Here is a 14,513-nt window from a genome sequence, read left to right on the forward strand (position 1 = left end):
CTGATGACTGAAGCCTATATCTATGACGCCGCCCGCACCGTGCGCGGCAAGGGCCGCAAGGACGGCAGCCTGCACGAGGTCACCGCGGCCCGACTCAGCGCCATCGCGCTGAACGCGATCAAGGAGCGCAACGACCTCGACACCCGCGCCATCGAGGACGTGATCTGGGGCAACGTCACCCAGGTCGGCGAGCAGGGCGCCTGTCTGGCCCGCACCGCGGTGCTGGCGTCGGATTTCGACGAATGCGTGCCGGGCGTCAGCGTGAACCGCTTCTGCGCCTCGGGGCTGGAGGCCGTGAACATGGCCGCCAACCAGGTGCGGGGCGGGGCCGGCATGGCCTATGTCGCCGGGGGCGTCGAGTGCATGAGCCGGGTGCCGATGGGTTCGGACGGCGGCGCGATCGCGGTCGATCCGCAGATCGCCATCGACAACTATTTCGTGCCGCAGGGCATCAGCGCCGACATTATCGCCACGAAATACGGCTTTACCCGTGACATGGCGGACGCGATGGCGGTGGAAAGCCAGAAGCGCGCCGCCGCCGCCTGGGCGGACGGCCGCTTTTCGCGGTCCATCGTTGCGGTTCGCGACATCAACGGGCTGATGATCCTGGACCGCGACGAGTTCATGCGCCCCGAGACCGACATGCAGAGCCTTGGCGCCTTGAAGCCCAGCTTCAAGGACATGGGCGAGGTGATGCCCGGTTTCGACAAGATCGCGCTGATGAAATACCCCGAACTCGAACGGATCGAGCATATCCACCACGCCGGCAATTCGTCGGGGATCGTGGATGGGGCGGCGGCGATTCTGATCGGCAACAAGGAATTCGGCGAGAAATTCGGCCTGAAACCGCGCGCCCGCATTCGCGCCACCGCCAAGATCGGCACCGATCCGACGATCATGTTGACCGGGCCGGTGCCGGTCACCGAAAAGATCCTGCGCGAAAGCGGCATGGGGATCGGCGACATCGACCTGTTCGAAGTGAACGAGGCCTTTGCCGCGGTCGTCTTGCGCTTTGAACAGGCGTTCGGCGTCGATCATGCGAAGGTCAACGTCAACGGCGGCGCGATCGCCATGGGCCACCCGCTGGGTGCGACCGGCGCGATCATCATCGGCACGCTGCTGGACGAGCTGGAGCGCACTGGCAAGGGCACGGGCCTGGCGACGCTGTGCATCGGCTCGGGCATGGGTGCCGCGACGATCATCGAACGGGTCTGACCCATGGCCGGGATCGACGCACGCGCCGTCTACGAAGCCCATCTGAGGGCAGCGTCGCGTGCGGCGTTCTCGGGCGACCTGCGCGGGTTGCTCGCGCGCTTTGCCATTCCGTCGCAGATTGCGATGGCCGACCGGTCGATCGTCATCACGTCGAGCGAGGAGCTGGACCTAGCCTTGCAGGACTATGTTCATCGCCTGCAAGCCGAAGGGATCACCGACGAACGCGAATGGTGCGACGACGCGGTGGTGGTTCGGGGCATGCCGGACCTCATCTCTGGCCGGCACACCACCGAATGGCATTTTGGCGACGGTCGCCCGCCCCGGCGGTTCGGAAACCGGATGGTCCTGCTGCGCCATCCCGAGGGCTGGAAACTGCTTTGGCTGCGAAGCGATCTGGCCTGCGACGAGATGGAATTGCTCAGCGCCGAGTTCGTGGCCGCGCAGGCGCTGGCCTTCAAACCCCTCAATTCGGGACGGCGCCGTGACGGCGCACCGTCCTGACAGTCCCTGATCCAAGGAAATCGAGATGACTGAATTCCATTATGCCCTGGACGCCGACGGCGTCGCCACCATCACCTGGGACGTGCCCGGGAAATCCATGAACGTCATGTCCTTTGAGGGCCTGCGCGAGTTGGAGGCCTGCGTTGACAGGGCGCTGGCCGACGCGGCCGTCAAGGGCGTCGTCATCACCTCGGGCAAGGCCGACTTTGCCGGCGGCATGGACCTGAACGTGCTGGCCGACATGCGCGACAACGCCGGCGACAATCCGGCGCAGGGCCTGTTCGACGGCATCATGGCGATGCACGCGCTGCTCAGGAAGATCGAGCTGGCCGGCATGGACCGCAAGACGCAAAAGGGCGGCAAGCCGATCGCCGCCGCCCTGCCCGGCACCGCAATGGGCATCGGTCTGGAACTGCCGTTGTCGTGCCACCGCATCTTTGCCGCCGACAACCCCCGCGCGCAGATCGGCCTGCCGGAAATCAAGGTCGGCATCTTCCCCGGCGCCGGCGGCACCACGCGCCTGTCGTGGAAACTGGGCGCCATGGCCGCCGCGCCGCTGCTGCTGGAAGGCAAGTCGAACAACCCGGCCAAGGCCAAGGCCGCCGGCGTCATCGACGAGGTCGTTCCCGCCGATCAGCTGATGGCCGCCGCCAAGGCCTGGGTGCTGGGCGCCAAGGACGCCGACCTGGTCAAGCCCTGGGATACCAAGGGATACAAGGTGCCTGGCGGCGCCCCCTATTCGGCCCCCGGCTTCCCGACCTTCGTCGGGGCCTCGGTCATGGTGCACGCCAACACCTGGGGCGTCTATCCCGCCGCCAAGGCGCTGCTGTCGGCCGTCTACGAGGGGTTGCAGGTGCCCTTCGACACCGCGCTCAGGATCGAGGCCCGGCATTTCGTCAGCGTGCTGATGAACCCGTCGTCCAGCGCGATGATCCGCAGCCTGTTCCTGAACAAGGGCGCGCTCGAGAAGGGCGCGAACCGCCCCGACGTGCCCGACGAAAAGGTGTCCAAGGTGGGCGTTCTGGGCGCCGGCATGATGGGCGCGGGTATTGCCTATGTCAGTGCGGCGGCCGGCATCGAGGTCGTGCTGCTCGATTCCACCATCGAGGCGGCGGAACGCGGCAAGGCCTATTCCACCGGCATCCTGGACAAGGCGATCAAGCGCGGCCGCAGCACCGAGGAAAAGAAAGCCAGGCTGCTGGGCCAGATCACCACGACGACCGATTACGCCGATCTTCAGGGCTGCGACCTGATCGTCGAGGCGGTGTTCGAGGACCCCAAGGTCAAGGCCGAAGTCACCGCCAAGGCCGAGGCCGTGATCCCGGAAACGGCGATCTATGCCTCGAACACCTCGACCCTGCCGATCACCTCGCTGGCGCAGGCCTCGAAGCGGCCGGAACAGTTCATCGGCATCCACTTCTTCAGCCCGGTGGACAAGATGCTGCTGGTCGAGATCATCAAGGGCGCCCAGACCGGCCCGCGCGCGGTGGCCAAGGCGCTGGACTATGTGCGCCAGATCCGCAAGACGCCGATCGTGGTGAACGATGCGCGGTTCTTCTATGCCAACCGCTGCATCATTCCCTATATCAACGAGGGGATGCGCCTGGCCGCCGAAGGCACGCCGATGCCGATGGTCGATCACGCCGCGCAGTTGCTGGGCTTCCCGGTGGGGCCGCTGCAACTGGTCGATGAGACCTCGCTCGATCTGGGGGCCAAGATCGCCAAGGCGACCAAGGCGGCGATGGGCAACGACTATCCCGACGACGCCGTGGACGAGGTGGTGTTCTGGATGGTGGACGAGGGCCGCCTGGGCCGCAAGACCAAGGCCGGGTTCTTTGACTATGACGCGGCCGGCAAGCGCCTGGGTTACTGGAAGGGCTTTGGCCAGAAGTATCCCGCGCAGGACGGCGCCGACCTGACCGACGTTCAGAACCGCCTGATGATGGCGCAGGTGCTGGAGGCCGTGCGCGCGCTGGAAGAAGGCGTTCTCGAGGACATCCGCGAGGGCGACGTGGGCGCGATCCTGGGCTGGGGCTTTGCTCCCTGGTCGGGCGGTCCCTTTGGTTGGCTGGACATCATCGGCGCGGCCAAGGCCGTGGCGATCTGTGACGACCTCTCGGCGCGCTACGGCAAGCGGTTCGCCTGCCCGCAGATGCTGCGCGACATGGCAGCCAAGGGGCAGACCTTCTACGGTGCGAACGCGGTGCAGACCGCGGCCTGAGGCGCCGTCGCCCCGGGGCATCCGTGCGTGCCCGCCGAACGAACAATGGAAAAGGGCCCCGCGGGGCCCTTTTCACGTTCCGGTGCCGGGATCAGTGCGCGGCGTGCATCGCGGCGACCAGGCGGCGGCTTTGCGCCTCGGTCAGGCGCTGATACGTGCCGTGCGATCCCCAGGCCATCAGTTCCTCGGCGGTGCGCACGGTCTCGGTGTGGCGCGCGGGGCAATGGGCCAGCAGCGTGCCGTTCACATAGACCACTTCGTCGCCGTCGAATTCCAGCGTCACCGTCGTGATTTCGCGCGCCGGGGGAACCCGGGAAATCCCGCGGAAACCGTCCAGAGCTCCGGCGGACACCACCGTGAAAGCGTCGCCATACAGGGCCTCGGCCTCGTCGGATTCGATCAGCAGCGCCTGTTCGGGCAACACCCGCATTTCGGTTCGGTTGCCCAAAGCCCGAGCCGGGATCTGCAACGGCCAGGCCGCCCGGGGGGCATCATGCGCGGCGGTCCACAAGGTCGAGACCGAAACCGATTTCAGCAGCTGCATCCCGTGATCGAAGGTCACCACCCGATCCCCGGGGCGCAGATCCTCGACCGGCAGCCAACCCAGATCGGTCGCGACCAGCGAGCCGGCGATCAGGCCCTCGGCGACCGAACCGGAATCGTTCCGGCCCATGCCTGCGTCACTGGCGGCGTCAAAGGTCCCGTCCCAGGCATTGCCGCGATCGGCAAACGCAAAGGGAATTGTCGCCCGGAAATCACTCAAACCACCCATCCAACTCTGCAACATGGTCTGTCCTTTCGTGAACACCGTTTGCATTCGATGGGTCCATACAACCGCCGGGAGGTGGCGAAGACGGGGAACGATTAAGGTAAATTGGTGATCTTTTCAGAAACCGATCCGTTGAAACGGCCACATTGGGGCCATTTCCGGCGAAATATGGCGAACAATACCCCCAAGGTTTGGGGATTGGTTCCAGATGACAGGGAAATGGCGCGACCTCAGCGTCCGCGCACCGCGATCATCACACCGGCAGCAACGATCAACCCCATGCCCACCCATGCAACCGCGGCGATAGTTTCGCCCCATAGAAACCAGCTCCATGCGGCCGAGATCGGCAGGATGACATATTCGAAGATCGACACCCGGCTGGCCTCGGCCAGTTGATAGGCCTTGACCATGCAGCCCACGGCAACCATCGACCCGGCCGCCTGCACAAAGGTCCAGAACAGGACCTGGCCGTTCGGCAGAACCCAGCCGCGCAGGATGAACCCCTCGGCGCCGGCCGGAACCGCCGGGTGCCACAGCGCCAATCCCGCCAGGCCCGCAACACCCGCAACGCCCAGCGCCAGGAAGAACCCCAAGGTCATCGCCGCGGCGCTTTCCTGCGGGCACCATTCGCGCGTCGCCAGATTGCCCAGCGCATAAAGCGCCCCCGCCCCGACCGGCAGCAGGCTGGCCCAGCCCAGCGGCGAGTCCGCGCCGGGTTGCAGCACCAGCACCACGCCCAGAAAGCCCAGCGCCACGGCCGCGATCCGCACCGGCCCCAGCGCATGGCCGAACCAGAAGCGCGAAAAGATCAGCACGAAAATGGGCGCGGTGAACAGGCCCGCCGCGGTCTGCGCCACGCTCAGAAAGGCCAGGCAACCGAAATAGATCAGCATCGCGCCGGCGTGAATCGCCGAACGCAGCGCCAGCGCGCGCGTGTCGCGCGCCGCCAGACGCAACCGCAAGGGCCGCGCGGCCAGCACGAACAACGCCGCCGCCATGGCCGTGCGCATCGCGTGGAACTGCCACAGACCGACATCGGCGGCGATGAGACGCACGAAATTGTCGGTGAAACCGATGAGCAGCGCATAGACCAGAACCGTGCCACCTGCGGCCAGCGTGTGGTTGCTCGGCGTGTCGGTCATGTTCGAGGCCCCTTTCCGGCGGCGCCAAAGGCCGCCAATATGCCCAATCAGAGGAACCTGCGCTTGGCAAGAGGGAGCACGCGATGGGCTGGCTGGCGGATGAATCGGGACTGGACAAATGCGCGGCCAATTATGTGCCTCTGACGCCGTTGTCGCATCTGCAGCGCGCCGCCGACATCTTTGCCGACCGCGAGGCACTGGTCTATGGCACGCAGCGCTGGACCTATCGCGCCTATCACGCGCGCGTTTCGCGGCTGGCGTCGGCGCTGGCGGGGTTGGGGGTCAAGCCGGGCGACGTTGTCGCCACGCTCTTGCCCAATATCCCCGCGCATGCCGAGGCCCATTTCGGCGTGCCCGCCTGCGGCGCCATCCTGAACGCGATCAACACGCGACTGGATCTGGATACGGTCGCCTATATCCTGGAACACGCCGGCGCCAAGGTCGCACTGGTGGATTCCTCGCTGGTCGATCTGGTCGAACGGGCCTGCATCATCATCGGCGGTGGCCCGCGCATCATCGAGGTGCCCGACGAACAGGCCGGCGTTGCCGCAAGCGGGCGCCACCTCATCTATGAGGACCTGCTCGCGGGCGGCGATCCCGCCTGGGCCTGGGTCATGCCGCAGGACGAATGGGAATCGCTGGCGCTGAACTATACCAGCGGCACGACCGGGCGGCCCAAGGGCGTGGTCTATCACCACCGGGGCGCCTATCTCAGCACGCTGAGCCAGCCGATCAGCTGGCGGATGACGCTGTATCCGCGCTATCTGACCATCGTGCCCATGTTTCACTGCAACGCCTGGTGCCACCCCTGGATGATCCCGGCCCTGGGGGGCGCGGTGATCTGCCTGCGCGACATCACCGCGCGCGGGATCTACCAGGCTGTCGCACAGGAAAAGGCCACTCATTTCGGCGGCGCGCCGATCGTGCTGAACACCATCGTCGGCGCCAACGAGGCCGAACGCCTCCCCTTTGACCATGTGGTCGAGGTGTTCACGGCCGGGGCCCCGCCCCCGGCGGCGACGCTGGCCGCGATCGAGCCGCTGGGCTTCAATGTCACCCAGGTCTATGGCCTGACCGAAACCTACGGCCCCGCCACCGAATGCACCTGGCACGAGGGGTTCGACGCCCTGCCGCAGGCCGAACGCGCCGCCGTCAAGGCGCGCACCGGCGTGCTGATGCCCTTCATGGAAGACATCACGGTGCTGGACCCGCAGATGCGCCCCGTGCCCCGCGATGGGGCCGCGCTTGGTGAGATCATGCATCGCGGCAACGGCGTGATGAAGGGCTATTTCCGCAACCCCGAGGCGACGCGCGCAGCCTTTGACGGCGGCTATTTCCATTCGGGCGACATCGCGTTCCGGCACGAGGATGGCTATATCAAGATCGCGGACCGCTCGAAGGACATCATCATCTCGGGTGGCGAGAATGTGAGTTCGGTCGAAGTCGAGGGCGCGCTGGCGCATCACCCGGCGGTCTCGTTGTGCGCGGTGGTGGCGAAGCCGGACGACAAATGGGGCGAGGTGCCCTGCGCCTTTTTCGAGTTGAAAGCCGGCGCTGAAGCCACCGAGGCCGAGTTGATCGCTTTTTGCCGCGAGCGTCTCGCCGGGTTCAAGACACCGAAACGCATCGTGTTCCACGAATTGCCCAAGACCTCGACCGGAAAGATTCAGAAGTTCGAATTGCGTGCGTTGGCAAGGACCCTGTGAGAAGGCGGCGTGAGCAGGCAGCGGGGGCTGCCGCCCCCGCACCCCCGCCCCAAGGGGGGCACGCCCCCCTTGGGAAACCCCGTGGCCCGGTTTCGACACGATGAAGCAGTGGTGAAGGGCCCGTCTCTGGTGCCGGGGCCCGGGGTGCGGTAGCATGGGGCAAACCCGCAGCAAGAGAACCGGGACGGCACTGAGGCATGACGGCGCTTGAAAAATACGCGCGGCTCGAAGGGCCCGGTGTCTGGCGTGCCGGAGCCGATGCCCAGCGGCGCGATGTGGTCGTGTCGCTGGGTGAATCCAGCCTGATGATCGCCGACACGCGGTCCGGGCAGGCCTTGAGCCATTGGTCCCTGCCCGCCGTGCAGCGCCTGACGCGGGGCACGCGTCCGGCGGTCTATGCCCCCTCGATCGAAAGCGAAGGCGAGACGCTGGAAATCGACGACGCCTTGCTGATCGAGGCGCTGGAAACGATCCACAGCGCGCTGGCCCCCCGCCCTCCGACGCGCTGGTTGCGCCTGGGCATGATCGGCGCCGTGGCCGTTTTGGCCGTCGCCGCGGCGCTGTGGGTTCCGGGTGTCCTGGTCGAGCGCACCGCCGCAATCGTGCCGCCGGCGATGCGTGCGCAGATCGGCCGCGAGGCGCTGGATGGCATGACATTATCCGCCGCAAGCGCGCGCCTTTGCGCCAACCCCGAGGGGCGGCAGGCGCTGGCCACGCTGCGCACCCGTGTTCTGGGTGCCGATTGGCGGGTCAGCGTGGTCAGCGGCGTGCCGGGGTTCGAGATCGCCTCGCTTCCCGGGCGGCAGATCGTGCTGGGCGACGACCTTGTCTCGCGCCTGGACAGCGGCGAGGCGCTGGCCGGATGGCTGGCGGCCGAGGCCCTGGACATTGAGGCCCATGATCCGTTGATCGAGGCGCTGCACTATGCCGGCACCCGGGCCACAGTGACGCTGCTGGTCACCGGAACCTTGGCCGAGGATGCCCTGAGGGGGTATGCGCTGCAACGGTTCGCCCGCCCGCCCGCGATGCCCGAGGCCGAGGCCCTGGGCGGCTGGCTGGACGGATTGGGCGTCTCATCGACCGCCTATGCGCTGTCGCTTCCCGATGGGTGGCAGGAATTGGCGCAGCGTCTGGCGGATCGCACGGCGACGGCGCCACGCACGGGCGAGCGGCTGCTCAGTGACGGCGAGTGGCTGACGGTGCAAGGCATCTGCGCAAACTGACCCCCTCATGCCCGGGGCACGAGGGGGACGCGCGGGGGGCCGCGATCAGCGGATATAGGCGTCGGAATAGCCCAAAGCGCGCGCCGCACCCAGCGCGGCGCTGAGTTCCGCACGCGACGAGAACGGCCCGGCCAGCACGACCTGCACCTGGCGGCCGCCGCTGGTGGCCTGCCCGGTGGCGACCGGCATTCCCTGGGCTTGCAGCCGCGAGATCGTGGCGCGTGCATTCGCCGCGACCCCGAAGGTGCCGACCTGGACATACTGGCCGTTGCTCATGTGTCCGCCCGTCGGCGTTGTATCGCGACGGCTGGCGCGGCTGTCGATCGGCGCAGTGGTGCCCATGGTGGACACCCGCGCACGCGGCGCGGCCCGCTGCGGCTGCACCGAGGCGCCGTGGAGGTAGGGCTCGGGCCAGCGCGGCGCATAGGGCGGGGGCAGCATGTAGACGTTGTTGTCGGGCGCGGGATAGGGGTTCGCGCCGTCCCAGGGCTGCCACTGGCCACCGTTGGGCGACTGCTGGCGCAGCGCGTCGGCCGGGTGTTCAGCCTGCGGACCGCAGCGCAACGGCAGATCGGGGCGCACGGGCGAGGGCACGGCGTAGAGCTGGCTGTGGGGCGAATAATTGGTGCAGGGCGACGGGCCGGTCTGGTCATAGAAGCTCCAGCGGCGATCCAGCGCGCTGGCCTGAGCCTGATAGACCTGCGCAGGGCGGCTGCGCCCTTGCTCGGGCGGGACGGACCAGGGGGCGTTGCGGCGGCCCGTCGCGGGGGCGGCCTGCGCGGTGCGGACGCGCGCCGGCGCGGTCGCCGCAGCGGCGGTCGCGGTCCGGGCGGGCGAGGCCGCGCGCACGGTCACCGGTGCCGGCGTGGCGGCCGCGACCCGCGCGGCCCCCGACGGGGCGCTGGGTTCGAACCCGCACATCGGGCGACGGTCATCGCCATACCGCGGCACCCACGAGGTGGCCCCGTTGAAGCCGGCACGAATGAACACGCAACCGTTCGAGTCGACATACTGCGACTGCGTGTAGCTGGCAGGCGGGATTTCAGCCGGCGTGCGGCCGGCTTGCGCCTGGGCCATCGCCGCCGAGAGGACCACGGCTACCGCCGCCGTGGAAAGAATTTTGGCAACCATTATCAACCCCCTGTTACCTTGAGCCAAGGATGCAACGGCGGCGACGTGGAGTAAAGCCTTAAGTTCCGGTCACTTGGTGCCGAACATCCGGTCACCGGCATCGCCCAGCCCGGGCACGATATAGCCGTGGTCGTTCAGGTGATCGTCCAGCGCGGCGGTGACGATGCGCACGTCGGGGTGGGCCTGCCGCATCCGTTCGACCCCCTCGGGCGCCGCCAGCAGGCACAGGAAGATGACATTCCTGGCGCCCTGCGCCTTGATCAGGTCGATCGCCGCGGCCGAGGAATTGCCAGTCGCCAGCATCGGGTCCACCACGATCGTCCAGCGTTCCGCCAGATCGGGGGGCAGTTTGCAATAGTATTGCACGGGCGTCAGCGTCTCGGGGTCACGGTAGAGGCCGACAAAACCGACCCGCGCCGCAGGGATCAGTTCCAGAATTCCGTCCAGCAGCCCGTTGCCCGCGCGCAGGATCGACACCAGCGCCAGCTTGCGCCCCTCGAGCATGGGCGCATCCATCGGGCACAGCGGGGTTTCGATCCTGACCGTCGTCAGGGGCAGGTCGCGCGTCACCTCATAGGCCAACAGCATCGAGATCTCGCGCAGCAACTGGCGAAACTTCGAGGTCGAGGTCGCCTTGTCGCGCATGATGCTGAGCTTGTGCTGCACCAGGGGATGGGTGACGACGGTCAGGTGTTCGGTCATGCGCGGCCCTCGATGGTCTGGATGATGCGATTGCGGGTGCCCGCGTCGCAGAACGCGGCCCGGGCCGCATCGAGATTGATCGCGCGGAAATCTTCCTCTGTCCAGCCAAAGGCTTGCGCGAGGGCGTCGTATTCCCGCGTCAGCGTGGTGTGAAAGAACGGCGGATCGTCGGTGGACAGCGACACGCGCACCCCGCGATCCCTGAGCCGCGCCACGGGGTGGTCGGCAAAGGTCGGATAGATGCCCAGAAAGACGTTCGATCCCGGGCAAACCTCGAGCGTGACAGCGTCCTCGGCCAGCCGATCGACCAGCGCGAGGTCCTCGATCGCGCGGACACCGTGGCCGATACGTTCGGGGCGCAGATGATCCAGCGCGTCGCGCACGCTGTCGGGGCCGCCCCATTCGCCGGCATGGGCCGTCAGCCTGAGCCCGGCTTCGCGCGCGCAGTCGAAGGCCCAGGTAAAATCGCGCGGGTTGAACTGCTTTTCATCGCCCGCGATGCCGAAGCCGGTAATGAACGCGCCCGCCGTTTCCGCCGCGCAGCGGGCGATCGGGCGCGATTTCTCGGGGCCAAAGTGGCGGATCGGTGTGATGATCCCCCTGAGCGTGATGCCCATGGTCCGTTCGGCGTGCAACGCGGCCTCGTGGATGGCGTGCAGGTATTCCTTCCATGCGCCCACATCGCCGCCGCCGCAGAAATCGGGCGACAGGAAGGTTTCGGCATAGATCACCCCGTCCCTGGCGCGTTCTTCCAGCACCGCGGTGGTCAGGCGGCCGAAATCCTCGGGCGTCTGCAAGGTCGTCGTGGCGGCCTCGTAAACCTCGAGGAAATGCCAGAAATCGCGATAGGCATAACCGCCGTCTTCGGTGAAGATCCTTGAAATATCAAGGTTCTTTTCCTTTGCCAGCCCACGGATAAAGGCCGGCGGCGCGGCGCCTTCGAAATGCAGGTGCAGTTCCACCTTGGGCAAGGCGGGATCGATACGGTCCGTCAAAGAAAGCTCCTTCCGGGACCGGTTTCCGACAGCCCCAAATGGGTCGCGACCGAGGCCGCGACATCGACAAAAGCGCACAGCCCGATCTCGCCCGTGCCCGCGCCCGCGACCAGAACCGGCACCCGTTCACGGGTGTGGTCGGTGCCGGTCCAGGTGGGGTCGTTGCCATGGTCGGCGGTGAACAGGGCGATATCGCCCGGACGCAGGCGCGCCAGGAAATCGGCCGCCGCCGCATCGAAGGTTTCCAATGCCTGCGCATAGCCTTCGACGTTGCGGGGGTGACCATAAAGCGAGTCGAACTCGACCAGATTGCAAAAGATCAGCGCGCCGTCCTCGGCCTGATCGGCCAGCCTGAGCAGGTGCTCAACCAGATCGGCGTCGCTTTTGCCCTTGTGCAGGTGGCTGACCCCACGATGCGAGAAGATGTCGCCGATCTTGCCGATGGCGTGGACCACCCGGCCATCGGCCTGCGCCCAGTCCATCAGCGCGGGTTTCGGCGGCGCGATGGCAAAATCGCGCCGGTTTCCGGTGCGCTGGAATGCCCCGGGCGCGCCGACAAAGGGCCGCGCGATCACCCGGCCGACGCGACGGGCGTGCAACACGGGCGCCAGGTCCTGGCACAGGCGGATCAGCCGCTCCAGCCCGAAGCTGTCCTCGTGCGCGGCGATCTGGAACACGCTGTCGGCCGAGGTGTAGCAGATCGGCCAACCCGTGCGCATATGCTCGGCGCCCAGCCGGTTCATGATGGCGATGCCCGAGGCGTGGCAATTGCCCAGGATGCCCTCGGTCCCGGCGCGGCGGCAGACCTCGGCCACCAGCGCGGCGTCGAACGCGGGCTCGGTGTTGGGGAAATAGGTCCAGTCCCAGGGCACCGGCACCCCCGCCAGTTCCCAATGTCCCGAGGGCGTATCCTTGCCCTGGCTCACCTCGGTTGCGGCGCCCCAGCGACCGCGCGGCACGGCGCCCAGGCCCGGCGGCACCAACCCCGAGGCCAGCGTCACCGCGCGGCCCAGCCCCAACCCGTCAAGCGTGGGCAGGCGCAGCGGGCGCCCGGCCTCGGCGCGCACCCGGGCGATGTGGCCCAGCGTGTTCGCACCGGTATCGGGGCGGTCCTCGTTGAAGAAGCGATCCGCGTCAGGCGCACCGCCACATCCGACAGAATCGAGAACGACGACAAAGGCCCGGCTCATGCGATGCGCTCCTGCACCAGGGCCACGGGCGCGGGGGCCTCGCCCATGCGGACGGCGGCCTGAAGCGCGGCGATGGCGGCCTCGGCGCCAGCGGGATCGGCGGCGTGGACCAGGGCCAGCGGCCGGTCGGGGCCGACCGCGTCGCCCGGCGCGGCCAGGTCCGAGAACCCCACGCGCGGATCCACCGGGTCGCCCCCCCTGAGCCGCCCGCCGCCCAGATGCACCACCGCTTCGCCCACGGCGCGGGTGTCGATGGCGGCAATCGTGCCCGGGGCCGGGGCCGGCACGGGCCGGATCACCGGGGCCGGGCGCAGAAGCGTGGCGTAGCGGTCCACGAAATCGGCCGGGCCACCCTGCGCCACGACCATGCGGCCGAACCGTTCGACGGCCCGGCCATCGGTCAGCACCGCCCGGATCCGCGCGGCGCCCTGCGTCGCGTCCGGGGTCTGGCCGCACAGCGCCAGAATCTCGCCACCCAATGCGACGGTCAGGTCCACCAGCCGGGGGGTCACCGCGCGGCCGGTCAGCGTATCCATCACCTCGGCCACCTCGAGCGCGTTGCCGGCGGTCCGCGCCAACGGGCGGTCCATGTCGGTCACCAGCGCCGAGGTGCGGCACCCCGCGCCATTCGCGGTGTCCACCAGGGCACGGGCCAGCGTGCGCGCCTGTTCCAGCGCAGGCAGAAAAGCGCCCGAGCCGACCTTGACGTCCAGCACCAGCGCGCCCAGCCCGGCGGCCAGCTTTTTCGACAGGATCGACGCGGTGATCAGATCGACCGATTCCACCGTCCCCGTCACGTCCCGGATCGCGTAAAGCCGCCGGTCCGCCGGCGCGATCCGGCCCGAGGCCGAGACGATCGCGCACCCGACCTCGCGCATCAGGGCCCTGAGGCGCGGCTCGCCCGTGTCCACGGTAAAGCCGGGAATGGATTCCAGCTTGTCCAGCGTGCCGCCGGTGTGACCCAACCCCCGCCCCGAGACCATCGGCACGTAGACGCCGCAGCACGCCAGCGCCGGGGCCAGCAGCAGGCTGATGGAATCCCCGACCCCGCCGGTCGAATGCTTGTCCACCACCGGGCCGGGCAGGTCCCAGCGCAGCCGGTCGCCACTGTCGCGCATGGCGCGGGTCAATGCCACGCGGCCCTCGTCCCCCAGCCCCTTCAGCAGCACGGCCATGGCAAAGGCCCCGGCCTGCGCATCGGTCACGGTGCCGTCGGCCAGCCCGCGGGCGAACCAGGCCAGCCCGTCCGGTCGGGCGCACCCGTCGCGAACCGAGGCGATGACCGATCGTGCGTCCATCAGGCGCGGTCCATGTGATCGGCGCCAAAGGCACCGGGCAGCAACTGGTCCATCGTCATCGTCAGGCGCGCCCCGTCGAGCGTGGCCATGGTGACCGTGACCTCGGGTCCGGCGAATTCGCGCAGCTTCTGGCGGCAGCCCCCGCAGGGCGGTGTCGGCGTCGAGCTGTCAGCCACCACCACCACCTCACGGATGCGGGTGTCGCCGCCCGCGACCATGGCGGCGATGGCCCCGGCCTCGGCACAGGTGCCTTGCGGATAGGCGACGTTCTCGACATTGCAGCCGACGTAGACCGCGCCGGATTCGGCCAAGATGGCGGCGCCAACCTTGAAGCGGGAATAGGGCACCCAGGCCCGTTCCCGCACCGTTCTGGCCTGATCGAGCAGGGACATCGCAACCTCGTCGTGAAAAATTGACCTT

13 protein-coding genes are annotated in these 14,513 nt (G+C 68.0%); 5 read left to right on the forward strand and 8 right to left on the reverse strand.

Annotated features, from left to right (window positions below; translation table 11 throughout):
• Window positions 1-3 precede the first annotated feature (3 nt).
• From H6900_01540 to H6900_01550, 3 genes are read left to right on the forward strand one after another with little or no spacing between them, the layout of a single operon-like run.
• Window positions 4-1,215 carry an acetyl-CoA C-acetyltransferase gene (locus H6900_01540; GenBank protein ID MCC0071950.1) on the forward strand — a complete coding sequence of 404 codons (1,212 nt, stop codon included), beginning with the start codon at window positions 4-6 and terminating at the stop codon, window positions 1,213-1,215.
• A 3-nt stretch (window positions 1,216-1,218) separates the two neighbouring features.
• Entirely contained in the window at window positions 1,219-1,716 is a 498-nt protein-coding gene (locus tag H6900_01545; GenBank protein ID MCC0071951.1) for a hypothetical protein, read from the forward strand.
• A 25-nt stretch (window positions 1,717-1,741) separates the two neighbouring features.
• Complete coding sequence (locus H6900_01550) at window positions 1,742-3,937, forward strand: enoyl-CoA hydratase/isomerase family protein (protein ID MCC0071952.1); 2,196 nt, start codon at window positions 1,742-1,744, stop codon at window positions 3,935-3,937.
• Between the two features lie 91 nt (window positions 3,938-4,028).
• Here the strand turns inward: H6900_01550 and H6900_01555 are convergent, their stop codons facing one another.
• Window positions 4,029-4,724 (reverse strand): Hint domain-containing protein, encoded by a 696-nt coding sequence (locus H6900_01555; GenBank protein ID MCC0071953.1) that lies wholly within the window; start codon window positions 4,722-4,724, stop codon window positions 4,029-4,031.
• Window positions 4,725-4,936: 212 nt separating this feature from the next.
• Window positions 4,937-5,848, reverse strand: coding sequence for a DMT family transporter (locus tag H6900_01560; protein MCC0071954.1), 912 nt, complete (start codon window positions 5,846-5,848; stop codon window positions 4,937-4,939).
• A gap of 83 nt (window positions 5,849-5,931) precedes the next feature.
• Here H6900_01560 and H6900_01565 point away from each other — a divergent pair, with 83 nt between their 5' ends.
• Together H6900_01565 and H6900_01570 are read left to right on the forward strand one after the other, a co-directional pair.
• Window positions 5,932-7,554 (forward strand): AMP-binding protein, encoded by a 1,623-nt coding sequence (locus H6900_01565; protein MCC0071955.1) that lies wholly within the window; start codon window positions 5,932-5,934, stop codon window positions 7,552-7,554.
• Between the two features lie 197 nt (window positions 7,555-7,751).
• Window positions 7,752-8,777, forward strand: coding sequence for a hypothetical protein (locus H6900_01570; protein ID MCC0071956.1), 1,026 nt, complete (start codon window positions 7,752-7,754; stop codon window positions 8,775-8,777).
• 45 nt (window positions 8,778-8,822) lie between these two features.
• Here the strand turns inward: H6900_01570 and H6900_01575 are convergent, their stop codons facing one another.
• The 6 genes from H6900_01575 to H6900_01600 form a co-directional block, all read right to left on the reverse strand.
• On the reverse strand, window positions 8,823-9,908 hold the full coding sequence (locus H6900_01575) for an SPOR domain-containing protein (GenBank protein ID MCC0071957.1): 1,086 nt from the start codon (window positions 9,906-9,908) through the stop codon (window positions 8,823-8,825).
• A gap of 69 nt (window positions 9,909-9,977) precedes the next feature.
• On the reverse strand, window positions 9,978-10,610 hold the full coding sequence (upp, locus tag H6900_01580) for a uracil phosphoribosyltransferase (GenBank protein ID MCC0071958.1): 633 nt from the start codon (window positions 10,608-10,610) through the stop codon (window positions 9,978-9,980).
• Window positions 10,607-11,605: an adenosine deaminase gene (locus H6900_01585; GenBank protein ID MCC0071959.1), complete on the reverse strand. Its 999-nt coding sequence runs from the start codon at window positions 11,603-11,605 to the stop codon at window positions 10,607-10,609. Before H6900_01585 ends, upp begins: the two co-directional genes overlap by 4 nt.
• Window positions 11,602-12,795, reverse strand: coding sequence for a phosphopentomutase (locus H6900_01590; GenBank protein ID MCC0071960.1), 1,194 nt, complete (start codon window positions 12,793-12,795; stop codon window positions 11,602-11,604). Before H6900_01590 ends, H6900_01585 begins: the two co-directional genes overlap by 4 nt.
• Window positions 12,792-14,093 carry a thymidine phosphorylase gene (locus tag H6900_01595; protein ID MCC0071961.1) on the reverse strand — a complete coding sequence of 434 codons (1,302 nt, stop codon included), beginning with the start codon at window positions 14,091-14,093 and terminating at the stop codon, window positions 12,792-12,794. Before H6900_01595 ends, H6900_01590 begins: the two co-directional genes overlap by 4 nt.
• Complete coding sequence (locus H6900_01600; GenBank protein MCC0071962.1) at window positions 14,093-14,485, reverse strand: cytidine deaminase; 393 nt, start codon at window positions 14,483-14,485, stop codon at window positions 14,093-14,095. The genes H6900_01595 and H6900_01600 overlap by 1 nt, the downstream gene beginning before the upstream one ends.
• Window positions 14,486-14,513: the final 28 nt, after the last annotated feature.

This window comes from Rhodobacter sp., from assembly GCA_020637515.1.
Classification (GTDB): domain Bacteria; phylum Pseudomonadota; class Alphaproteobacteria; order Rhodobacterales; family Rhodobacteraceae; genus Pararhodobacter.